Annotated in this window: 15 protein-coding genes; 7 read left to right on the top strand and 8 right to left on the bottom strand. The window is 59.7% G+C overall.

The annotated features are described in order from the left end of the window. The 4 genes from A1355_RS02300 to A1355_RS02285 form a co-directional block, all read left to right on the top strand. The coding region (locus tag A1355_RS02300; protein WP_064024589.1) for a circularly permuted type 2 ATP-grasp protein at positions 1-1392 on the top strand (1392 nt) is incomplete at its 5' end. Continuing rightward, a complete protein-coding gene (locus A1355_RS02295) occupies positions 1386-2327 on the top strand; it encodes an alpha-E domain-containing protein (RefSeq protein ID WP_064024576.1) in 942 nt (313 codons plus the stop codon). The genes A1355_RS02300 and A1355_RS02295, both read left to right, overlap by 7 nt. Positions 2328-2401: 74 nt before the next feature. After that, entirely contained in the window at positions 2402-3658 is a 1257-nt protein-coding gene (locus tag A1355_RS02290) for a hypothetical protein (protein WP_064024574.1), read from the top strand. Continuing rightward, positions 3655-6969, top strand: a complete 3315-nt coding sequence (locus tag A1355_RS02285) for a DUF2126 domain-containing protein (RefSeq protein WP_064024572.1) — start codon at positions 3655-3657, stop codon at positions 6967-6969. Before A1355_RS02290 ends, A1355_RS02285 begins: the two co-directional genes overlap by 4 nt. Positions 6970-7134: 165 nt before the next feature. On the opposite strand, the gene A1355_RS02280 is transcribed toward A1355_RS02285, so the two are convergent. The 7 genes from A1355_RS02280 to A1355_RS02250 form a co-directional block, all read right to left on the bottom strand. Then, positions 7135-8748: a methyl-accepting chemotaxis protein gene (locus tag A1355_RS02280; RefSeq protein WP_064024570.1), complete on the bottom strand. Its 1614-nt coding sequence runs from the start codon at positions 8746-8748 to the stop codon at positions 7135-7137. A gap of 136 nt (positions 8749-8884) precedes the next feature. Further along, positions 8885-10105, bottom strand: a complete 1221-nt coding sequence (locus A1355_RS02275; RefSeq protein WP_064024568.1) for a PepSY-associated TM helix domain-containing protein — start codon at positions 10103-10105, stop codon at positions 8885-8887. 210 nt (positions 10106-10315) lie between these two features. Continuing rightward, positions 10316-12856 carry a TonB-dependent siderophore receptor gene (locus tag A1355_RS02270; protein ID WP_082885308.1) on the bottom strand — a complete coding sequence of 847 codons (2541 nt, stop codon included), beginning with the start codon at positions 12854-12856 and terminating at the stop codon, positions 10316-10318. A 102-nt stretch (positions 12857-12958) separates the two neighbouring features. Further along, a complete protein-coding gene (locus A1355_RS02265; RefSeq protein WP_064024566.1) occupies positions 12959-13933 on the bottom strand; it encodes a FecR family protein in 975 nt (324 codons plus the stop codon). A 61-nt stretch (positions 13934-13994) separates the two neighbouring features. Next, entirely contained in the window at positions 13995-14609 is a 615-nt protein-coding gene (locus A1355_RS02260) for an RNA polymerase sigma factor (RefSeq protein ID WP_231883524.1), read from the bottom strand. Positions 14610-14741: 132 nt separating this feature from the next. Next, positions 14742-17165, bottom strand: a complete 2424-nt coding sequence (locus A1355_RS02255; protein ID WP_064024564.1) for a Lon protease family protein — start codon at positions 17163-17165, stop codon at positions 14742-14744. Positions 17166-17221: 56 nt separating this feature from the next. Beyond that, positions 17222-18208: a helix-turn-helix domain-containing protein gene (locus tag A1355_RS02250; RefSeq protein WP_064024562.1), complete on the bottom strand. Its 987-nt coding sequence runs from the start codon at positions 18206-18208 to the stop codon at positions 17222-17224. Positions 18209-18338: 130 nt separating this feature from the next. Between A1355_RS02250 and A1355_RS02245 the strand changes: the two genes are divergently transcribed. Next, on the top strand, positions 18339-18776 hold the full coding sequence (locus tag A1355_RS02245; protein WP_064024560.1) for a hypothetical protein: 438 nt from the start codon (positions 18339-18341) through the stop codon (positions 18774-18776). Here A1355_RS02245 and A1355_RS02240 read toward each other — a convergent pair. Then, positions 18764-19972 (bottom strand): glycosyltransferase, encoded by a 1209-nt coding sequence (locus A1355_RS02240; protein ID WP_064024582.1) that lies wholly within the window; start codon positions 19970-19972, stop codon positions 18764-18766. The two genes, A1355_RS02245 and A1355_RS02240, sit on opposite strands and share 13 nt — an antisense overlap. 201 nt (positions 19973-20173) lie before the next feature. On the opposite strand from A1355_RS02240, the gene A1355_RS02235 reads away from it, so the two are divergent. Together A1355_RS02235 and A1355_RS02230 are read left to right on the top strand one after the other, a co-directional pair. Continuing rightward, positions 20174-22021: an autotransporter domain-containing protein gene (locus A1355_RS02235; RefSeq protein WP_064024558.1), complete on the top strand. Its 1848-nt coding sequence runs from the start codon at positions 20174-20176 to the stop codon at positions 22019-22021. A gap of 173 nt (positions 22022-22194) precedes the next feature. Beyond that, on the top strand, positions 22195-24030 hold the full coding sequence (locus A1355_RS02230; RefSeq protein WP_064024556.1) for a HAMP domain-containing methyl-accepting chemotaxis protein: 1836 nt from the start codon (positions 22195-22197) through the stop codon (positions 24028-24030). The last annotated feature ends 16 nt before the right edge of the window (positions 24031-24046 follow it).

Here is a 24046-nt window from a genome sequence, read left to right as displayed (position 1 = left end):
CCCGACGGCAGCGTGCGGGCGCTCTATCAACCCTTTGCGGACTGGTTGGACGGCATCGATCAGGCCCAGCTGATGCAAAAGTCCCGAGAGGCGGAGATGTTGTTCCGCCGGGTTGGCATCACCTTCAACGTCTATGGCGACGAGGCCGGCGCCGAGCGGCTGATTCCGTTCGATGTCGTGCCGAGGATTCTGGCGGCCAGCGAATGGCGGCAATTGGCCGACGGCGCGATTCAGCGGGTGAGGGCCTTGAACGCGTTTCTGAACGATCTCTACCACGATCGGGAAATCGTCAAGGCCGGCATCGTGCCCGCCGCCATGCTGGAAAACGAAATGTACCGCCCGGAGATGCAGGGCGTCGCGGCGCCGGGCGGTATCTACGCGCACATCGCCGGCATCGATATTGTGAGAACCGGCGAGAATCAATTCTACGTGCTCGAGGACAACTTGCGGACGCCGTCCGGCGTGTCCTACATGTTGGAGAACCGCAAAATGATGATGCGCTTGTTCCCGGAATTATTCCGTCGCTATGCGGTGGCGCCGGTCGAGCACTATCCGCAAGTGCTGTTGAACAATCTGCGAGCGGTGGCTCAGCCCGGCGTGCAAGATCCGACGGTGGTGTTGCTGACGCCGGGCGCCTACAACAGCGCCTATTTCGAACATGCGTTTCTGGCGCAGCAAATGGGTATCGAACTGGTCGAGGGCCAGGACTTGTTCGTCGAGGACGATCTGGTGTATATGCGCACCACCGACGGTCCCAAGCAGGTCGATGTGATTTACCGTCGTATCGACGACGACTTCATCGATCCTAAAGCCTTCCGGCCGGATTCGCTATTGGGCGTGCCGGGTATCGTCGAAGCCTATCGCAACGGCGGCGTGACGCTGGCCAACGCGATCGGTACCGGCGTTGCCGACGACAAGGCCACGTATACCTATGTCCCGGACATGGTTCGGTTCTATCTGGGCGAGGAACCGATCCTGTCCAACGTGCCGACCTACAAACTGGCGGAAGCAGACGACCGCAAATACGTGTTGGAGCACCTGGACGAATTGGTGGTCAAGGAAGTACAGGGTTCCGGCGGTTACGGCATGTTGGTCGGTCCGACCGCTTCCAAGCAGCAAATTCTGGAGTTTCGTGATCGCATTCTGGCCGATCCGGATAATTACATTGCCCAGCCGACCCTGGCGCTGTCGACCTGCCCGACCCTGGTCGAAGCCGGCGTGGCGCCGCGCCACGTGGATCTACGGCCCTTCGTGCTGTCCGGCAAGACCGTGACCTTGGTACCCGGCGGTTTGTGCCGGGTCGCGATGCGGGAAGGGTCGCTAGTCGTGAATTCCTCGCAGGGTGGCGGGACCAAGGACACTTGGGTGTTGAACGAGGACAAACCATGCTGAGCCGCACCGCCGACCATTTGTACTGGATGGCGCGCTACATCGAGCGCGCCGAGAACATGGCCAGGGTCCTGGATGTCACCTACCGGATGTCGCTGGTCGCCAATAGTCCTTACGACGAAGCCGCGCGCTGGAAACCGCCGGTGCTGATCGCCGACGATATCGAGGTATTCGAACGCGATTACGGGACCTATACCGCCGCCAACGTGATTCGCTACATGGCGCTGGACGAACGCAATCCGTCCAGCATCGTCAGCGCGCTGGGCGCGGCGCGCGAGAACGCCCGCGCCGTGCGGGTCGCGATGTCTTCGGAAATGTGGGAAACCGTCAATGCGTTGTGGATAGAGCTAAGACAACGCATCCGCGGTGGCTTGCCCGAAGCCGAAATCGGCGAGTTCTGCGATTGGGTCAAGTCCCGTTCGCACTTGTTTCGCGGCGTTACCTTCGGCACGATGTTGCGTGACGACGGTTACAAATTCGTGAGGATCGGTAGTTTCGTCGAACGGGCCGACAACACCGGGCGGCTGCTGGACGCCAAATTTCAACTGTTGTTGCCCGACGCCGATCAAACCACCGAAGTCGATTATTACGAATGGAGCTCCTTGCTGCGGTCGGTATCGGCGTTCGAGGCTTACCAGAAAGTGTTCCGCGATACGCTGGAGCCCTGGAAAGTCGCAGAATTGCTGGTGTTGCGCGACGACATGCCGCGTTCGCTACACGCCTGCTACGACGAATTGGCGCCGATCCTGGAACAGTTGTGCGGCCGGCGCGGTCGAGAATGTCTGCGCTTGGCCGGCGAAAACCACGCACGCCTGCATTTCGGCCGGATGAGCGACATCGTTCGCACCGGTTTGCACGCGTTTCTACAAGATTTCATCGTCCGCAACAATGCGTTGGGCGTCGAGATACAGCGTACCTTTCTGAACGGTCCGTCCTGAAGAACGCCCCTAAAAACGTCCCTAGCGGCAGGACCGGTTCGGTTAATGGATAGTTACACTCACGAGGAAATTGGATGATCAATTCACTGATCCACCCCAGGCACGGCGACAAAGCCAATTCCGCCTGGTTCGACGAATTTCTGGTCAAACTGTTGGAAAACCGCGACCGCACCGGCCTGACCGAGATGATCCGCGAAATCGACGCGATGATGATTACCGTCGAGCCGGGTTGTTCGGCCGCCTATGTCAGCGAACTGGCGCTGATGACGCCGTACCATTATTTGGTGACCTTGGAAACTGAATCGCATTGGACCCATATTTTGCGTATCGACATGAATTCGCCGGATCTGCTGGTCCGCGAAGTGCGCGATGCGGGGCGCGGCGATATTTTTCGGGCCTTGAACGAGGTCTACCCGATCGGCGCCCACAAACCCAATTCGCGCTACATGGGCGAAGTGTTTCGGGTCAGCAACCTGCACGAGGTGGTCGAACAGCAAAAGTCGCGGGAGATTCGCTTCTTTAACCAGGACCAGATCCGTAAGCTGGGTTTGCCCGGCAACATGGCCATCGTCAAGCCCTCGCCATACACCCACAATATTGTCGGCTACTGGGAACGGCCGCCCGAAGATCTGCGAGTCTACGCATTAGGTAACAGTATCATTCGCGACGACGTCAATCGCGGCTATCTGGAAGCCAAGGAAATGCAGGCCGAGCTGGGTCTGGAGCGGCTGATTCAGCCCATCGACCATCTGGCGACTCGGGTATACAGCCAGAATCGCGAAGTGGCAATCCTGGAGTATCTGACCTTGTCTAGTTACTTCTATTGGGGTTCTTACGATATCGCCAACCAGAACTCGTCGACCAACGTCACCAAAAGCATACACTATGCCGAGGAGAGTTTTAGTCCGGCCAAGGTGTTTACCGCCGCCAATCAACCCTATTTCGTCAATCATTTGGTCGGTCTGCCTTCGCCGACCGAAAATTTCGTCCGCAATTACGGGCCGCGCCTACATCACGTGGCGCTCGGCGTCGCCGACGGCGATACCGGCGGCCGGGCCAACATCGACTACGTGGTCGATGCGATTCGCGCCAAGGGCAAGGACTTTTTGCTCGACGTGATCGGCTCGCGCGAGGAAGGCTTGAAGCAGATTTTTTCCAGCGCCTCGGAACACTCGTCTCTGATTGTCGAATACGTGCAGCGCTTCGGCGATTTCGACGGCTTTTTCACCAAACAAAACGTCGCCGAGCTGACCCATGCCGCCGGCGTCGAGGAAAATCTGCGGCTGCTGCAAGCGGAAAGCGAAGCCGCCAACCCAGTGGTAACTCCATGAGCATCAAAGTCGCGATCAATCACAAGACCTGTTACCGCTACGACCAATCGATACAGCTCAGTCCGCACGTACTGCGGCTGCGGCCGGCCGCGCATTCGCGGACGCCGATCAGCGCCTATTCGCTGACCATCAAGCCGGACAAGCACTTCATTAACTGGCAACAAGACCCGTTCGGCAACTACCTGGCCAGACTGGTGTTCCCGGAAAAAACTCGCGAATTCTCGATCGAAGTCGATCTAATCGCCGAAATGACGGTGATCAATCCGTTCGACTTTTTCCTGGAGGAATACGCCGAAAAATACCCGTTCGGCTATCCCGAACAATTGGCCAAGGAATTGGCGCCGTATCTGGAAGTCAAGGACGACGGTCCGTTGTTGGGCAAATTTCTGAAAACCTTGGATCGGCGCGAACGCGGCGTCGTCGATTTTCTGGTCGATATCAATCAAGCCGTGCACAAGGCTGTGACGTATTCGATCCGGATGGAACCCGGCGTGCAGACCTGCGAGGAAACCCTGGAGCGTAAAGTAGGTTCTTGTCGGGATTCGGGCTGGCTGTTGGTGCAGGTGTTGCGGCATATGGGATTGGCGGCGCGCTTTGTGTCCGGTTATCTGGTGCAGTTGACCGCCGACGTCAAGGCGCTGGATGGACCGTCCGGCACCGAAGAAGACTTCACCGATCTGCACGCCTGGACCGAGGTGTACATCCCCGGCGCCGGCTGGATCGGTCTGGATCCGACTTCCGGCCTATTCGCCGGCGAGGGCCATATTCCGCTGGCCTGTACTGCCGACTATGTCAGCGCGGCGCCGGTCAGCGGCGGCTTCATCGGCAAGGCGGAAACGTCGTTCGAGTTTTCCAACCGGGTCAGCCGTATCTACGAAGACCCGCGCGTGACCAAACCCTATACCGACCGGCAATGGGAGGAGATCGATCTGCTCGGTGAAAAGGTCGATGCCGAATTGAGTCTCGGCGACGTCCGCTTGACGATGGGCGGCGAACCGACCTTCGTGTCCATCGACAACATGGACGCGCCGGAATGGAACACCGCCGCCGACGGTCCCGAGAAGCGCAAGCTGGCCGGCAAACTGCTCCGGCGTTTGCGCGAGGTATTCGCACCGGGGGGCATGTTGTATTTCGGCCAGGGCAAATGGTATCCGGGCGAACCGTTGCCGCGCTGGCAAATGGCGTGTTTCTGGCGTAAGGACGGTGTGCCGGTCTGGAAAAATCCGGCGCTGTTCGCCGATGAAACCAAGGACTACGGTTACGGCCGCGAGCAGGCCGACGCTTTTATCCGCGAATTGGCAAAACGCTTGGGTCTGCGCGGCGATTGCATCCTGCCGGGTTACGAAGATCCGTTGTACTACCTGCTGCACGAAGGATTGTTGCCGGAGAATATCGATTTCAGCCATGCTGATTTGAAGGACGATCTGGAGCGGCAACGCTTGGTCAAGGTGTTGAGCGCCGATCTCGGCGCGCCTGCCGGTTACGCGTTGCCGTTATACTGGGATTACCGCGCCGGTGTATGGTGCAGCAGTCCCTGGCGGTTCAGACGTGGCGACATGTTTCTGGTGCCTGGCGATTCGGCGATGGGTCTGCGTTTGCCGTTGAATAGTCTGCCCTGGGTGGCGGCGGCCGATCGCGATCCGTTGATCGAACGCAGCTTGTACGACGCGGTGCCGCCGCTCGGCGACATCGATTCCGAAGTCAGCCGCCGCTACAGCAAGACGGTCAAACAAGATCCGCTGCACCCGAACGAAATGGCGTCGGCCGACGACCGCGCTCCGCACGCCGGCGGCTGGACGCCGCACACCGCATTAACGGTTGAAGCTCGCGAGGGCCGGCTCTATGTGTTCCTGCCGCCGACCCAGGAGCTCGAGCATTATCTGGATATCGTTGCCTCGGTCGAAGCCGCCGCCGCCGCGCTGAAAATGCCGGTCGTTATCGAGGGCTACCAACCGCCGCACGATTTGCGCTTGTTGCGCTTGCCGGTAACCCCCGATCCGGGTGTCATCGAGGTCAATATTCATCCGGCCGCCAATTGGAAGGAACTGGTGTTCAACACCACTTCGCTTTACGAACAGGCCCGGCTGACCCGTCTCGGTACCGAAAAATTCATGCTGGACGGCCGCCACACCGGCACCGGCGGCGGCAACCACGTTACGTTGGGCGGGATCACGCCGGTGGACAGCCCGATGTTGCGTCGGCCGGATTTGCTGCGCAGCTTGATTACCTATTGGCAACATCATCCAGCGCTGTCCTATTTGTTCTCCGGCTTGTTCCTCGGCCCGACCAGCCAGGCCCCGCGGGTTGACGAGGCCCGCAACGATAGTTTGTATGAGTTGGAGATCGCCTTCCAGCAAATGCCGGATGGCGAGGTGATGGCACCGTGGCTGGTCGATCGCCTGCTGCGCAATCTGCTGGTCGATATGACCGGCAACACCCACCGCAGCGAGTTCTGTATCGATAAACTCTACGCGCCGGGCGCCGACGCCGGCCGCTTGGGTCTGCTGGAGCTGCGCGCCTTCGAAATGCCGCCGCATGCCCGGATGAGCTTGATGCAGATGCTGCTGCTGAGAACGCTGGTGGCCTGGTTTTGGCGTCAGCCCTATAGAAAGCCGCTGGTGCGCTGGGGAACTCAATTGCACGACCGCTTTATGTTGCCGCATTTCGTGGCGGCCGACATTCAGGATGTGGTGCGCGATTTGCAAAGCGCCGGCTACGAGTTCAAGGCCGAATGGTTTGCGCCGTTTTTGGAGTTTCGTTTCCCGCGCATCGGCACGCTACGCGTCGGCGACTTGCATCTGGAATTGCATCAAGCCATCGAACCCTGGCACGTGCTGGGCGAGGAAATCACCAGTACCGGCACGGCCCGCTACGTCGATTCGTCGGTCGAGCGCTTGCAAGTCACGCTGAGCGGCACGATGGGCGACCGCTACGCATTGACTTGCAACGGTCGCTTGGTGCCGCTACGCGCCACCGGCAAGCAAAGCGAGATGGTGGCGGGTATCCGCTATCGCGCCTGGAATCCACCGTCGGCGCTGCATCCGACGATAGGGGTGCAAGCACCGCTGGTGTTCGACTTGATCGATACCTGGAACGGCCGGTCTATCGGCGGTTGCACCTATCACGTCAGCCATCCGGGCGGGCGCAGTTACGAGACCTTGCCGGTCAACGCCTACGAAGCCGAGGGGCGCCGGGTCAGCCGTTTCTGGCAACACGGCCACACCCCCAGCGTCGCGCCTTTCGACGTGCCGGCGGAGGATATCAACAAAGACTTTCCGTTTACGTTGGATTTGCGCTGGCAAGCCAGGTAATGGGTTTGCTAGCGCCCGCGCCGACTGGTTGCGGGTGCGGGTAATCCGCTGACCGGATTCGGCCGACAAATCTTGGCGGGTCAGTCGCGACGAATGCCGCCCCGATTGGACGCGGAACGAGGCGCTTGGGTTTGGCGTTTCGCGCTATCCAAGTGCGTCGCCCGGCTAAATCTTGAAACGCTGCGCGGTCTGGCGCATCGCGGTGGCGATGCCGGCCAGATTACGCGGCAGCTTGGCGGTTTGTTCGGCCACGTCGCTGTTTTCGTCGCTCATTCGGGCGATCTGCTCGACATGCACCGCGATTTGCTGGCTGGCTTCACCCTGCTCGCGGATCGCCCTGGAAATCGCATTGGCTTCGGCTTCGCTATCTTGGGTGCGTTCGGTGATCAATTTCACCGAATTTCCCGCGCCGTCGGCGACGGCGACGCCGGTTTCCACTAACTCGACCGCTTCGGTCATTCGGGCCGCGGCATCCTTGACGCCGGCTTGAATGGCGGTGATTTTGACGCCGATGTCGCGGGTTGCCACCGCGGTACGCTCGGCCAGCTTACGAACTTCGTCGGCCACCACCGCGAAACCGCGGCCTTGTTCGCCGGCTCGCGCCGCCTCGATCGCGGCATTCAACGCCAGCAAATTGGTTTGTTCGGCGACGTCGCGGATGACTCGAATAATTCCGGAAATTTCCTCGGAGGCGGCGCCCAGATGTTGGACCGACATCGAAGTCTGTTCGATGCGTGTGGCGATTTCCCGCATCTGCCGGATCGAATCGGCAATGACAGCGCCGCCGCTGCGGGCGGCATCGCCGGACTGGTGGGCCAGGTCGAAAGCGCGAGCGGCGTTCTCCGCCACTTGATTGATGCTAACCGTCAACTCCTCGACCGTCGCGGCCATGCTGGCGGCGGCTTCCGACTGGCGTTCCGAGCTTTGCGAGGCCAGATCGGCGGTCGTCAGCAGCCGTTCGGCATTGCTGGCGTTGTCGGCGATACCGTTCAGCAGATCGCGTAGCGCCGCTTGTATCGCGGCGGCGACCCGATTCACCGCGTCGGCGGTTTCGCCGATTTCGTCGTGCTTGTCGACGTTGGCTCGCAACGAAAAATCCAGGCGCTCGGCGATTGCCGTCGTCGTCGTATCGATATGTCTGAGCCGAGGCACGATGGCTTTGAACAACCAGGCGTTCAAGCCGATGGCGGTCAGCAACACGGCCAACGTGACGGCGACGGTCAGCGTTTGGCTGGACTCGGTCAGCGTATTGGCGTCTTGCTCGGCCTTGTCGGCATTGGCTAGACTGGCTTCGACCAAGACGTCTATCGTCGGCAGCAACTCGCGAAACGCGGAGCGGCCGGCGCCGCGAAAATAACTCAGCGCCGACTCGTATTCGCCTGCTTTGATCAAGGCTTCGAATTGCTGGTGGCTTTGCAGATAGGCTTGCAATTTATCCCGGTAGAGCCGGTGGCGGGCGATTTCGTCGGCGCCGGTCAGCAGCGGTAGCAAGGCTTGTTCGTGACTTTGCAAGTCGGCCGAATTTTTGTTCATCCGGTTTAGCGTTTCGGCAATCTCGTCGGCGGAGCGGGTCAGCAGCAGCTGGGTTTCCCGGTTGCGGTAGTCGATCAGCGCCGACTTCATCGCCTCGGTGTGGCGGATCTGCGGCAACAAAACATGGTGAGTATGTTCCAGCGTGTCGGCAATACGATTCAGCCCGACCATGCCGATACCGCCGACCACGGCGGTTAATAGGAATACCGCGACGAACGCGAAGATGAGTTTTTGCGAGATGCGCATGCCGTCTGTCCTTGGCTGAACGGAAAAAATGAGAGCTTGGCCCGCTTGGCTGGACCGGAGATCATAAGTTTAGCCAAGTTTGACGGCGGCGAAGCAATGAGGACGTCGAGGAGGGCACTTCCCGTTGTGTCGGGAATCAACTCGGGTGGCGTTTAGGCCGTCGCTTTTGCCGCCAGCGGATGAAGCCGGTGACAAACAGCGTTGGACACGCCAAACCGGTGAGAAACACCAATATCCGCCCGGTCATCCCGAAGGCCTGACCGGAATGCAGCGGCCATTGCCAATGGGTGAAGATTTCCCCGGCCGTAGCGGTCGGCAGGCTGGGGTCGTCCAGATCCAGAATCTTACCGCTGTAACGGTCGATCACCGTGCAGCGGCGTTCCAATAGGCTACCGGGCGCATCGACGCCGTCCTGGCAAACCGTGTAAGTCTGGTTTGGATTCGGCGCGCCGTAAATCCAGTGCGGCCGGCCTGTTGGGTATTGTTTCAATGCGATCGCCACCGCTTCGTCCATGCCGATGGCCGGCGCATCCGGCTTGGGCGCCGCGGATTGAAACCAATAGCGGTAGGTTACCGGCGAAAACAGCTCCAGCACTGGCACCACGTTATGCGGCAGCACCATATATATCCCGGAAAATAACACCGGCACCATCACCAGCAAGGTGTAAAAGCCGCTGATTTTATGCAGATCGTAATTGAAGCGTACTTTGCCGGCTCCGGGTTTAAACGTCAGTGCTTGCCGCCATTTGCCGGTCAGCGGCCACCAGACGATCAGGCCGGTCAAGGTCGAAATAATCAGCAGTGCTGCCGAGATGCCGACGATCACCGTACTGATGTCCTCGGACGGAATCAGCAGAGCGTAATGTAGTTCGAACATCAGGCCAATAAAGGTGTTGGGTTGCCAGTTGTCGGATCGGCCTTGCAGTAGTTTGCCGGTGACTCGCGCCGTGTAAGGGTCGACCGCCACCAGCCAGCGTTCAACGGCTCCGGCGTTTGGAAAGGCAAAGTTCAATTTGAACGCTGCCTCCGCGTTGCGCGGATAAGTGGCGAAGGTATGCTTCGCGGTTGACGGCATCGCTTGCCGGCCAACCTCGAAAATTTCCGCCAAGGGTCGATATTCGGCATGCTCCGGTGGTTGCACCGTTAACATCTCGGTGTGCAACCATTCGTCGATTTCCGCATGAAACACCAGAATACTGCCGGTGATGCCGTAAATCGACAGCAAAAACCCCAAGGTCAAACCCAACCAGAGATGGGCAGTCAGCCAGCGTTGGCGCCGAGCTTTCAAACGAATCAGGCGTTGGCTTGGAGTATGGCGAAGAGGTATCGTCGCTAACTTATCGGCTTTGATGTCCATGGTTTTAGTCGAAAACAAATTTGGTCGTGACGGCAAAAGCATCTAGTCATCAATAGGACGTCTCAGTAAAGAAAATCCCCACGTCGATTGGCATTTGATCAATATTTGTTGGCACATCTGTCACGGTTGGGTTAAGTGGATTGGCAGCATTGAGGTCGATCTGGTATATCCCGACTTATTGAGCTGTTGAATATGCCTTGCCAAAACGGACTAAAACTCCAAGCGTACCGAACCCATGGCTGTCAGTGGCGCACCAGGGTAAATCCCAACTCGCGGCGGGGCGTTTTGAAAAGGATCGGTGGATTCGTAGTAGGTTTTATCCAGCAGATTGCGGACATTAAATTGGGTGATCAAGCGGGATTTGCCAAGCTGATAGGTATAGCTGGCAAAGGCATCCAAGCGGGCATAGCCGGGTAATACAAAGGTATTATCGTTGTCACCTTGCCGTTGTCCCGCGGCAAACAAACCCAGGCCAAAACTCAAACCGTTCAACGGTTCGTAGTGATGAATATCGTATTTGAGCCATAAACTGCCGGAATGCTCCGGCACATTGTTAAGACGGTGGCCCTGCAGACCGGAAAAATCTTTGGTGATACGCGCATCGGTAAAGGCATAGTTGCCGATGATGCTGATCTCATCGGTCAGCCGTCCGGCCATATCCAACTCAATACCTTGACTGCGGGCTTTGCCGATAGCCGCACTGGCGAAAGGATCGGGGCTGTTGAAATCCCGGGTCATCAAGTTTTCTTTGGTTAAATGGTAATACGCCAGTGTCGTGGACAGGCGCTGGTCGAAAAACTCGGTTTTAACCCCGGCTTCGAATTGCTCGCCGATTTCCGGATTGATAGTAGCGCCGGAGGTCGTTATGTCGTTGTTGGCACCGAAAGAAGTGGTCCAGTTACCGTAAATGCTGGCCCAGGTCCAGGGTTGATAGAGAAGACCCACCCGTGGGCTGAAACCTTCATCCCGGCGCGAAGGCAGAGCGGCGTCAGCAGTACTGGCCGAATTACCTATGCCCAAACCGGTTCTCGCCCAGTCGTAGCGACCACCACCCAAGATATGCACCTTATCCCACAGGGTAATGTGGTCCTGAAAATACGCGCCGTACCAGTCGTCCCGGAACAGGTAATGGTTAGCCCCACCGTCGGAGGGTGTTGTCAGCGCATCGGCGTAATAGCTCGGATCGATACCGTATTGGGGATTATAAATGTCGATCTCCAAACCAGGCACAGGGTCCTGATAGTTACCGTAGAACTGATAGTTTCCGACTGCGCGCAAATAATCGACGCCAATCAGGGTTTGATGATTTACGCCCAGTAATTTGAATTTTCCGGTCAAATCCAGATTGGTCGTATAGGTTTCGTTGTCTGAGGTTTGGGAAAATATATTTCGCGCATAGCGGCGATTACCGGTGCTCGGATCGAGAAACTGTTCGACGGTAAAGCCATTGGCGGGTTTGACTGAGATATTTTTATCGTAAATAAACGAAGCCAGGAACCGATTGCGCAAGTTCCAGTTATCGTTGAAAGCATGGCTTAGATTAAAGCCAAGGTTTACCTTGGAGTTAGTATCGACCGGATCGTTAGGGTCGATAAAGGATCGGCTAACCGGAATCGGTGCCGGGCGATTGCCGATAGCGAACAAACCTCTATCAACCTGGTAATTCTCATGCAAGGCTTCGACCTCAAGGGACATTTCAGTTGCATCGCTGAGTCGCCAGGTCATGGATGGATTTACAAGAACCCGGTCATTGAAATTAAAATCCCGAAACGATTTGTTATTTTGATAAGCACCCGAAAAACGGTAGCTCAACGACTTATCGCCGGTTATCGGTCCGGTGGCATCCCATTCGGTTCTATAAAAATCGTACGCGCCGAAACGTTGCTCCACCGAGTAATAGGCCTCGTCGCGAGGTTTTTTAGTCACCAGGTTAATTAAGCCGCCAGGCTCGATACGGCCAAACAAAACCGCTGCCGGACCTTTCAATACTTCGACGCGTTCCAGATTCGCCGAATCGAATTGAGCCCCCTCGCCAATACCCAGGCCGTTGGCGACCAGACCGTTTCGATAAACCCGCCCGTTCCTAAAGCCACGAACGATGTAGGCATTACTCAGGCCCAAGGACGATTGCGGACGTATGCTGCTGACGTTTTCGAGCGCGTCTTTAATGGTGGTGGTTTTTTGATCGTTCATTACCGCTCTGGGTACGACCTGAATCGATACCGGGGTTTCCATGATCGGCGCATCGGTTTTGGTGGCGGCGCTGGCGCTGGTGCGGTTGTAGTCCGGATTATAAGGATCGCTGTCGGCATAGCCGGATTTGCCTGTGACCGTCACCGCCGGCATTGTCGTAGCCGTTAGGGGCTCAGCTACCGCGTTTTTTTCCAATTTCACGGTATTGCCATTATTGAATTGGTAGCTTATCCCTGAACCCTTTAGCAAGCGCGTCAACGCGGCTTCCAATGAATACAGTCCGCTAACGCCCGGCGAATCGATACCCTTGACCAGTTCCGAGTTGTAAACGAATTGCACGCCGGATTGTTCGGCCAGGGCGCTGAGCGCGCCATACAGCGGTTGCGGGGCGATGCTGAAGGCGCGGGTTTCGCCGTTGACGGCGGTGCTGTCGGCTTGGCTGGGCAACGGCAGAGCCAGGGCTGCAAGGCTGAAACACAGCGACAAAGTCTGGATGCCGCGCGATCGGCCTGGCGGGGTTTTGCCGGTTCCGATGGCCGGGCTATCTGTATTTCTCATGGATTGGGTCCTCAGTGAATGTGTTCAAGCTGAGAACGATTGGCGGCTAACAAAGCCGTACAAGTCAGCCCGCGACAAATTGTCGCAGGGCTTCGCGGCCGGCTAGGATCGTAAAAAGATCAGCGGGCCAGCACGTACCACTTTGATGGGCAGGGTTTGTTCCAGTGCTGTCAGCCAGGCGTCGATGTTTTGGATATCTACGGCGATATTGACTTCCCGTTCCGCCAACCGATCGTTCAACAGCCGGATCGGGCCACGCCGGTAGCGGTTGATTTCGGCGATCACCTGCTTCAATGGCACGAAATTCATCAGCAGCCTGCCACGGCGCCAGGCGTCGGCGCTGCTTAATTCCGCCGTTTGCGGCGTACCCAGCCTATCGGCGGTAAAAGCCAATTGTTGACCCGCTTGCAGTGTGGCGCTGTCGGTTTGCGCGCCGGCGGCCGATGGTTGGCTGATACGGACCTTGCCTTGCAGCAAGGTAACGGCGCCGCCGTTGTCGTCGTAACGAACGACGAAACGGGTGCCCAAGGCTTCGGTGGTGGCCGATCCCGCCGCTACCCGAAACGGCCGGGCGGCATCGTGCGCAACATCGAATTCGGCTTCGCCGCGCAGCAACTCGATGCGCCGCTCGTTGCCGTTGATCGAGACATCGATCGCGGTATCGGTATTCAAATGAACGATGCTGCCGTCGGCCAGTGTGATCGAGCTTTGCTCGCCAATGCGGGTGCGGTAATCGGCCAGCGGATGTTGCAGATAATCCGGATAAAAACCGGCCAGCGCCGCCAGCAATAGCGACGCGGCGGCGGTAGCGCTCCAACCGCGTCGAAGCACGCCGCTGGCCCGTCGCCGCTTGGCCGAGGCCAGTCGCCGGCGGCGATCGGCCAGCAGCGGCTCCGGCAGATCTTGCCAGAGTTGGGCGATGTCTTGATAAGCTCGCTCGTGCGCCGCATCCGCCCGGCGCCAGGCGGCGAACGCGGCGGCGGTTTCCGCCGAGACCGCGCCGGACGTCAGACGTACGTGCCACTCGACGGCGGTGCGGCGCGCGCGGTCTTCGAGAGTTTCGGGCGTATCGGTCATCGGCGGCTGGGCAAACGGTTTAGGGAAATCACTATAACGAATCGGCGCGGGCTAAACCATATTAGGTGTCCAGGGCTTGGCGGCATTGCAGTAGAGCGCGGGCCAATTGCTTCTCCACCCAGCTCAGGGAAATGCCCAGACGCGCGGCGATTTCGGCGTGGCTCAGCCCTTCGATCCGGCTCAGATACAAGATGTCGGCACATAAATCGGGCAATTCCGCCAGCGCGGATTCGATTTGCCGCCAGTCGTCCCGCGCTTGCGCGCTGCGCTCGGGCGACGCGGAAACATCGACTTCGGTGGCGCCGCCCAGGTAGTGGTCGAGCAAATCGTGATGGCGTTTCTCGGCGCGCAGATAATCGATCGACAGATTGGCCGCCACCGCGTAAAGCCACGCGCGCACTTCGCCTTCGCTATTCGGCGGCGGCTTCAGCAAGCGTAGTCGCAGGTAGATGTCTTGAATCAGGTCGGCGGCGGTGTCCGGGCAACGCAGGCGTTGTTGCAAAAAGCCAAGAATCCGCGGTCGGTGGTCGATAAAAATTCGATAAATGTCGTGTTCCGAGAATGCCATCCGCGACCAGCCGCCGATCCCAAGTTGCCAAACGTGGCAAATCCCAAAGCGGAATGCGTGCCAGATTCGTTGGTTGGTACGGTGGACCAGCGTTTTCGGGCGGTTCATGACGACGAATCAGCGGCTCGGTGGTTCGAGCTCGGGTTAAAACTGTGTGATATGCCTCAGCGCTAGGGCATATACCTCACTCAGGCGCCGATCCGAAGGTGGCGGAAATTATCGAATCCATGGTGTTCGGACTCAATCGATACCGGTTCTAGGCTTGCCGCCGTCGCTTGCTTCGCGGCCCGAAAAGGCCTGGACCGAGCGGCTAAACGCTTGGAGTTGGGCGTCGATACGGCCGTTGAAGCTATCCGCCGGATAGCGGCCTTGGTCGTCGGCGCGGCCGATGTCCGTTCCGGTCAGCAAGGCCAGTGCTTGCTCGACGCCGCCGACCGGGTAGATATGAAACTGGCCGGCTTGGGCGGCATGCACCACGTCCCAACGCAGCATCAAATGCGGCACGTTGCCCGCCGGGATGATGACACCCTGCGTGCCGGTCAGGCCCCGGGCGTTGCAAATGTCGAAGAAGCCCTCGATTTTTTCGTTGACGCCACCGATGGGCTGCACCTGGCCCAACTGGTTGATCGAGCCGGTCATCGCCAAGTCCTGGCGTAACGGTACCTGCGCCAGCGACGACAAAATCGCGCACAGCTCGGCCAGCGACGCGCTATCGCCCTCGACATGGCCGTAAGACTGTTCGAACACCAGACCCGCCGACAGCGAGAATGGCGTATCGCGGGCGTAACGGGCGGCGATGAAGTGCGACAAAATCAGCACGCCCTTGCTGTGTAGCGGGCCGCCGAGTTCGGTTTCGCGTTCGATGTCGACGATCTTGCCGTTGCCCATTCGGGTAGTCGCGGTGATGCGGGACGGCTGGCCGAACGCGAAATCGCCGACTTGCAACACCGACAAACCGTTGATTTGACCGATCACCTCGCCGTCGGTATCGATCATCAACGTGCCGCGTTGGATATTTTCGTAGAGCTTTTCGCGGATCTTGTCGAGCCGGCGGGTCTTGAGGTCGATAGCCTGTTGTACGTCGCTGTTGGCGATGGCGGTATGGCCGTTTTCGCCGGCCCAGTAATCGGCCTCGGTCAGCAAATCCTTGATCGTGCGCAGATGGGTCAGCAACTTGTCGGCGTCGCCGGCCAGCCGGGCGCTGTGTTCTATCACCCGCGCCACCGCTTGCCGGCTCAATGGCCGCAGCTGTTCGCGGCGGGCTATCGTCGCCAGCAAGCGAGCGTATTCCAGCGTGCCGCCGTGCCGGTCCATGCTGCCTTCGAAATCGGCGGCGACCTTGAAATAGTCCTGAAATTCAGGATCGTAATAACCCAGTAGGTAATACAACATCGGATCGCCGAGCAAAATGATCTTGACGTCCAGCGGAATCGGTTGCGGTTCCAGCGACGTGGTGCTGATCAGGCTCAACGCCCGTTCCAGCGACTCGATGCGTATCTCGCCGGCCTGCAAGGTACGTTTCAGCGCTTCCCAAGCGTAGGGTTGTTGCAGCAGTTTGCGAGCGTCCAGAATCAGATAGCCGCCGTTGGCCTTGTGCAGCGCGCCGGGCTTGATCATTGTGAAATCGGTGATTAGCGAACCCATCTGCGCTTGATGGTCGATGCGGCCGATCAGATTGGCGTAGTTCGGCAAATCCTCGCAAATTACCGGTGCCGAGCGTTTGCGACTGAAATCGACGATCAGATTGACCTGATAGCGCTTGAACGGCTGCGGCTCCTGCGGTATTTCCAGGAAGGACAGGGTTTTTTCGCCGTGCGGCATGAAGTCGCGGACATGCTCTACGATGTCTTTTTGCACCGCGGTCAGATAGTCCAGAATCGGCTGCCATTTGGCGTATTTTTCCTTCAGCTCGTCGATCGAGTGATTGACCGCCAGCTCGGCCATCTCCCGATTCAAGGCTTGCAGTTTGCGCTTGGTTTCCTTGCGCCATTGCGGAAACAGTTTGATCGCATCCTGTACCCGTTCCTGCAAGCCCATCACCGTGTCGTGGTAGTGGCGCTGCTTGTCCTTGTCGAGTTTGCCGAATTGTTCCGGCGTCAGCGGCTCGTTGTTGTCGTCGGCCGGCAGAAAGGCGTAGCCGGTCGGCGTTTCGGTGAAGATGATGTGCGCCTGATCGGCGTCGTCGCGGATTCGGTTCAACACGTTGAGTTCGCGCTGGCGCGATTCGTTGTCCAGTTCGCCGGCCCGCGAGCGGTATTCGTCGCCGTCGAACGCCGCCGGAATCGCCACGCTCAGTTCGTCGATCAGTTCGGCCATGTCCGACTGAAAGGCTCGACCCTGACCGGGCTCCAGGCCGATCGCCTTGGGTTTGGACGGCTGCGCGAAATTGTGCACGTAACACCAGTCCAGCGGGACCGGCTGGCGATGCGCCTCATGTTCAGCCAGTTCGCGGACGATGGTCAGCTTGCCGGTGCCGTCGGGTGCCAACGCGAAGATGTTGTAGCCGGGCTTGCGTAGCCGGACGCCGAACTTGATCGCTTCCAGGGCTCGCGTCTGGCCGACGACGATGTCCAACTCCTCCAGTTCCTCGGTGGTCGCGAACGGCAACTCCTCCAGGCTGCAGGCTTTATAAAGCAGGGTCGGCGCGAGTGCTGGGATGGTCATCGGGTAAAGTCCTTGTCGAAAGATCGCGGGTTAATGGCGTGTCGCGCCGGTGAACGTCAGAACGTATCGTCGGCGCCGGCTGGGTAGTCGCGCGGCGGGCAGGCGTAGCGTTGCTTGAAGACCCGGCTGAAGTGAGCCATGTCGTTAAAGCCCCAACGTAGCGCGACTGCGGTCAGATTGCGGCAGGCGGGCGGACCTGCGCGTAACTCGGCCGCGCAACGCGCCAACCGGCGTTCGCGGACGTAACGCATCAGCGAGGTATTTTCGGCGCCGAAAAGATCGTTCAAATAGCGGGCGGACAGCCCCAGTTCGCGGGCCAGGCGGGCCGCGTTCAACTCAGGGTCGGCCAAGCGCGATTCGATGTGGCGTTTGGCGCGGTCCAGCGCGGCGGCGCGGCTGGCCGACAATTCGAAGCGGGCCGGCCGCAGTTCCGCGAAAGCCTTGACCAACAAATCCTGGAGCTGCTCGGCGATCAGCGCGGTTTCGTCGGCCTTCAACGTGGCTGCTTGCGCCATTGCGGTCCGCGCCAGGGCGCCGGCGACGGCGGCCAGCCCTTGTTCGCCCGGTAGGCGTAGCGCGGTGCAATGTTCGACGCCCGGCAGGCGGGCACGCAACAAAGGGCGCGGAATGGCCACCAGCAGCTTGGCGAAACGGTCCGGGCAGTCGATGCGGTGGGCTTGGGTGGCGTCGTATAAGGTCCAATCGCCGACTTGCGGAAAGGCCTCGCGGCCGTGCTGGCGCAAGCGGTAACGGCCGTCCAGCAGCAGTACCGCGAAATAGGCGTCTTGGCTGGCCGAATCCGGTTCGCCTGGCAAGCTGCGCAAGCCCAACGGGTTGGAGCGGATCGCCGACAGACGCAGATTGGACCAGTGATGTATCGTCATTTCGTTGAACAACGGCTGGTCGGTGGGCGGCTCGATGTCGACTCTGGCGTATTCGCGGCCGATGACTTCGCGCAACCAGGCCTGCCGGTGGGACGGCGCGATGGTCTCGGTCGAGTAAAAATCCGCGTGTATGGGCTGGTCGTCAATACGTTTGGTCATGGCTGATCAGGGTTGGCGAGCGCAACATACTATTGGCGTAAGTGCCGTTTTGGTCAAGCGTCGGGGCCGATTCGGACAAGCGGGCGAGCGCCGAGCACGTTAGCATACGGCTTTTTCCTAGAGGTCCGCGATGAATTCCTTATCGAATCCGAATCCCCTATTGTTGAAAGGCGCCGGTTGCTGGCTGTTGGTCGCGCTGGTCATGGCCTGGTGTCTGGTCGGTCTGCACTTCGAGTTGGCGCCGCTCCAGGCCTTGTTTCCCGGCAAGCCGGCCCGCTTGCTACAGGCTCATCTGGACTTTTTATTGATGAGCGCGTTGCTGCTGGGCTTTTACGGCGCTCGCTTTCCCTTGCCGGCTATTGCCTGTTGGGCCATGGTGATCGGGGCGTTCACCAACTCCAGCCTGTTTTTACTGATGGCGATGTTTCCGGTGCTCGACGACCCGGCCGCGACCGGCGTCGCGGTCGCGGTCTTCAAGCTGTATACCTTTGCCAGCATCGTCACGACCAGCTTCGGTTTCGGCCGAGCGGCCTGGGCGGCGGTCAGACACGCCGCTCAGTCGGCTTGAGGTCGGGTCTCGATCAGGCTCAGACAGCGTTCGGCGATGGCTTGTGCCTGGGCGTCCGGCTCGAATCCGACGTATTTCGCCCCGAAAGCCTTGGCCGCGGCGGCGTAGTTCGGCCGCGCGCTCAGGTCCTTGAGCAGTGCGCGGAAATTGGGCTTGAGGGTTTCGGCCGGTACCTGGACGCCGGCACCGACTTCGGTGATCCGACGGGCGTTGATGGCTTGCTCGATCTGCATCGGCAGCACCAATTGCGGTTTGCCGGCCAATAGACAGGCCGCGCCGGTAGCGGCGCCGCCGTGGTGGACGGCTAGATCGCAAGTCCCGAGCGCCGCTTCCAGGCGTAGCGGCTGAGCGCAAATATGTAGATTGGCGCCGGCGTGTTGGTCGGCAAAGGCCGCGGACGCGCCGGGAATGTGCAGCAGGCACGACCAGCCGCTGGCGGCTAGCGCTTGCAGTAGAGGGCCCAGGGCAGGGTACTCCGGGCGCAGGTAGCCGAACAGCTTGAGTGCCGAGCCGGTCGGCCAGTGCGGTTCCGAGCCGGCGGTCGCATGCAGCGCCGGGCCCCAATAACGGGCGGAGACGCGTTGCGGATAGGCGTCCAGTTCCGGCCAAGTACACAAAAACGTTTCGGCGGTCTCGAACAAATCCGCCAAGGTCCGCAACGTCGGTGCTTCCAGCCGAGCCGCGACGGCGTTGGCTCCGGCCAGCACGCGCGCTTCGGTGTCGGCCAACTCGCGTGGCGCGGTCGGTAACCAGGGACGTAACGCGGGCAGGGGGTGGCTGGCCGGCGGAATTTGAAAGCCGCCGCCGAACAGCGCCCCGGTCAGCGGCAGACCGCGCGCGGCCAATTGCGCGGTCGGCGCGTGGTCGAACACCAGCAGGTCGGGTTTCAGGTGCCGATACAGGGCACGCCAAGCGTTTGCTCGGCTGTAGAGCGCGGCCGGGTCGGTGTAGCCGGTGTTTGCTAGTATCCCGGCGTAATTCAGCGCCGCCGGTAGCGGCCGGCCGTCCGGCCAATAGACCGGCGCTTGCAAATAGCCGAAAGCCTCGTCGCCGAGTAGCACGTCGGCGAATTGCAGATTTTTCAGCACAAAAATCACGTCGTGCCCAGCCTGTCGCAACCGTCTCGCCACCGGCAAGAACGCGGCGATATGGCCGTAACCGGCGCCCAATTCCCAACAATACAGAATACGGCTCATCGCCGGCATGCCATTGGGCTGGAAACACTAGGGGAGGCCGGAGATTGCGCATTCCGCGATTCGTTTCGGGCCGTTCGTCCCGGCGGTTCCGCACGGGACGCGGTTTCCGCCCGCCGCTCCGGATTTCCCGCCGCGCCATTCACAGAACGCTGCCCAACGGCTATCTTTAACGCTGTCATTTTTTTACCGTGTCATCTCGTGATGTTATTACCCTTGGCAAACCCGGATAGCGGCGCTATCCCAGCCGCCGGTCCGGCGTGTCGTAAACCAGCGTACCCGTTCAGTGTTCTCGAGCCGCGCAACGTCGCGTCCAAGTCGCTTATTTTAGCGGCCTTCGCGGCGTTGGCTTCGGCGCCGTCGGCGGTCGAGGCTTACACGCTCGACTTTTCTCCAAGCAGTTACAGCGTCGACGAGGCCGGCGGTGCCGTTGAGGTCACCGTCAATTTGGCATTGGGGCGGAGCGATTACGGTAGTTGTTTCGTCTCCGGCGTGGTTTCCGCCAGCGGTGGTACTGCCACCGCCGGCAGCGACTTCAGCATCTCCGGAGGCGATTTCAGCTTGGATGCGGTCCAGAACGGCTCGGCGACCGTCGTGGTCAACATTAACGACGACAGCGAGGTTGAGAGTACCGAGACGATCAATCTGACCTTACAGTATCAGCCTGACTGCGACGGTTCGATCAATGTCGGCTCCGGGGCCACGATTTCGATCGCCGATAACGATGTCGCGCCAACGCCAACCCCGGATCCGACCCCAACGCCCGATCCAACCCCGACCCCGGATCCAACGCCGACGCCTGATCCAACCCCAAATCCGACGCCCAATCTGACCAACGATCCGGGCTTCTCGCCAAACCAACAAGCCATCTACGACGGCCTGACCTCCGCTTGCGAAAATGCCAGCGGCGCTTTGGCGGCACGTTGCGAGACCATCACCAATAACGATTTGAACCAGGTGATTCCGGATGAAGTGGCGGCTCAAGGCGCCGCCGCGATCGATTTCGGGTTCAAGCAGTTTTCGATTATTCACGGCCGTATCGTCAATTTACGAAATTCGGGGTCGCAAGGTTCGACCTTGCTCGGGTATTCGACGATCAACATCAACGGCGAGACCCTGCCGGTCGGCAAGGCTTTGCTGGCGGCCTTGAGTCCGGCGCGCGGCGGCGCGGCCGGCGACGATCCCGCCGAAGATCCGTTTCGGGACAGTCCGCTGGGCTTTTTCATCAAGGGCCAATTCAACGTCGGTCAGCGTAACGCCAGCTATAAGGAACAGGGTTACAAGGTCGACCGCAAGGCGGTCACGCTAGGCGTCGATTACCGGTTTACCGACGAATTCGTATGGGGCGCCTCGTTCGGCTACGGCGGGGCCAACACCGATTACCAACGCAACAACGGCAAAATGGCCAACGATGCTTACGAGTTTTCGTCCTACGGCAGCTACTTTCTCCCCGCCGACTTTTATGTCGATTGGATCATGAGCTATGCATTGCACGCGTTCGAAATGGACAGGCGCTTGAATTTAAGCGACATCGATACCGTCGCGCGCAGTTCGGTCAACGGCGACCAGTACGGCATCAGCCTGGGTCTGGGCAAGGATGTCGCCATCGATAGTTTCGTGCTCAATCCCTACCTACGTTGGGAGTACATCAACACGCAAGTCGATGCCTATCGGGAAGCCGGCGGCGGAGGTCTGGGTTTGACCTACGACCGTCAGGCCATGGAGTCGGTCACCTCGACGATAGGCGCGCAAGCCAGCAAATCGGTCAGTACCCCCTGGGGGGTGTTGACGCCGGGCGCTCGTTTCGAATGGGTGCATCAGTATATGAACGACAGCCGCGCGATTCGAGCCCGCTTCAGTCAGGCGGCGGCCGGTACCGGTTCGTTCAGCGTCGCCACCGAGAACCCGGACCGGGACTATTTCAATTTGGGCGGTTCGCTGGCGATGACCTTGCCGGAAGGGCGAGCCGGCTTCTTACGTTACGAATACCGCGCCGGCCAAGCCTATATTTCCGATCATACCGTCGAGCTCGGGGCCAGGATTCCGTTTTAAGCACCGGATTTTGCAGGTGCTTGGTCGCTTGCTTGGGTAATAGCGTTGACCGGACGCTATATAGCCATGCGAACCCGCCGCCGACCAAATCCGGAACTAGGGTCGATTCGGGTCTATGCTTTCTTCACGAGGCCGTTTTTTGCGTATCGGCCGCTAGCCTTCTGGGAGGGGAAATGGAAAGTTTTGCGAACTTGTCGATTCGGGTGAAAACCGCGATTCCGATTGCGTTGATGTCCTTGGTGTTGGTCGTGGTGGCCGGGCTCGGCTACAACTATCTATCGAAACTGGGCGATCACACCCGGCGCCTGGGCGAGGTCGAATTGCCGGCGCTGGCGGTATTGCTGGAAAGCGACCGCGACATGTATCAGGCAATGCTGGCGGAACGTACCCTACAATCGCCCGGTTTGGACAGCGCGGCGGCCGACAAACTCAAGGCGTTTCACGCCGAGAACCTGCAACAGGCCCGTACTCGCTTCAGCAAGTTTCTGGCCTTGTCCGACCTGCCGAATGCCGGCCAGTACGAAGCCCGCTTCGATTCTTCCTTTCAGGCTTGGGTTAAGCAAAGTCAAGCCAATATCGCCTCGGCTTTAGCCGGTAAGCCTGCCCCCTATCAAAAAGGCGAGGCCGATTTCGAGAAAGCCCGGGCGGTCATCAACGAATTGACCGAGTTGGTCAACGCTCAAGCCGACAGTTTGCGTGCGGCCGCCGGCGCGGACGTGGCGTTCAGCGTGCGGGTGTCCTTGGCGGCGCTGTCGGTGGGATTGGCCTTGGCCTTGGCCTTTGTGTGGGTCTTTCCTCGGCATATTGCCGAGTCGCTGCGACCCGCGCTGGACGCGGCGCGGCGCATGGCCGACGGCGATTTGAATTTCGAGCTGAAGACCGAACGTACCGAGGAGACCGGTCAGTTGCTAAAGGCGATGGAAAGCGTCCGGCTCAGCCTGCGGGCCATGGTGGCCGATACCGAACTACTGGTGGGCGCGGTGTCCGACGGGCGACTGGAAGTCCGGGCCGACGCGGACCAGCATCGCGGCGCCTATCGCAATATCGTCGCCGGAATCAATCGGACCCTGGAAGCGATCGTCGAACCGGTCAGCGCCGCGATCGCGGTCCTGGAAGAGGTCGAACGCGGCAAATTGACCCGAACCCTGGACGGTGACTATCGCGGCCAATTCCTGAACTTTAAAAATACCGTTAACAACACGATCAACCGTCTGGCCGAAACCATCGGTCAGGTGATGCTGGCGGCCGATGCGTTGCGTAACGCCGCCGAGCAGATCGACGCCACTTCGCAAGCCTTGGCCAGCGCCGCTAGTCAGCAGGCCAGCGGGGCCGAACAGACCAGCGCCAGCATCGAGCAAATGGCGGCCAGCATCGAACAGAACGCCGATAATGCCCGAATTACCGACGGCATGGCCGGCGAGGCCGCGCAAGAGGCGGCGACCGGCGGCGCGGCAGTCCGGCAAACCGTGACGGCGATGCAGCAGATCGCCGCCAAGATCGGCATCATCGACGATATTGCCTACCAAACCAACATGCTGGCCTTGAACGCGGCGATCGAGGCGGCCCGGGCCGGCGACCACGGCAAAGGCTTCGCGGTGGTCGCCGCCGAAGTACGCAAGTTGGCGGAGCGCAGTCAGGTCGCGGCTCGGGAAATCGGCAAACTGGCCGAAACCAGTGTCGAAACCGCCGAAAGCGCCGGTAACTTGCTGGACCATATCGTGCCGGGCATCGCCAAAACCTCGGAGTTGATTCGGGAAATCGCCGCCGCGTCGCACGAGCAGTCGATTGGCGTCAGCCAGATCAACGCGGCGATGTCGCAAATGAACCAAGCCACCCAGCAAAACGCGTCGGCCAGCGAGCAGTTGGCCGCCACTGCCGGCGGCATGACTGGACAAACCGACCAATTGTTGGAATTGATGCGGTTTTTCGACATAGGCGAAGCAGCGGGGCCCGCCGCCGAAAAATCCGTGCGTCCGGACGCGCCGCGCGGACGATTCAAACGTTTTTGAATGAGGGTCGCGGCTT

The organism is Methylomonas koyamae, from assembly GCF_001644025.1.
GTDB classification, from domain to species: Bacteria; Pseudomonadota; Gammaproteobacteria; order Methylococcales; family Methylomonadaceae; genus Methylomonas; species Methylomonas koyamae_A.
The sequence above is the reverse complement of the archived record's forward strand: the minus strand, read 5'-3'. Positions and strand labels throughout refer to the sequence as shown.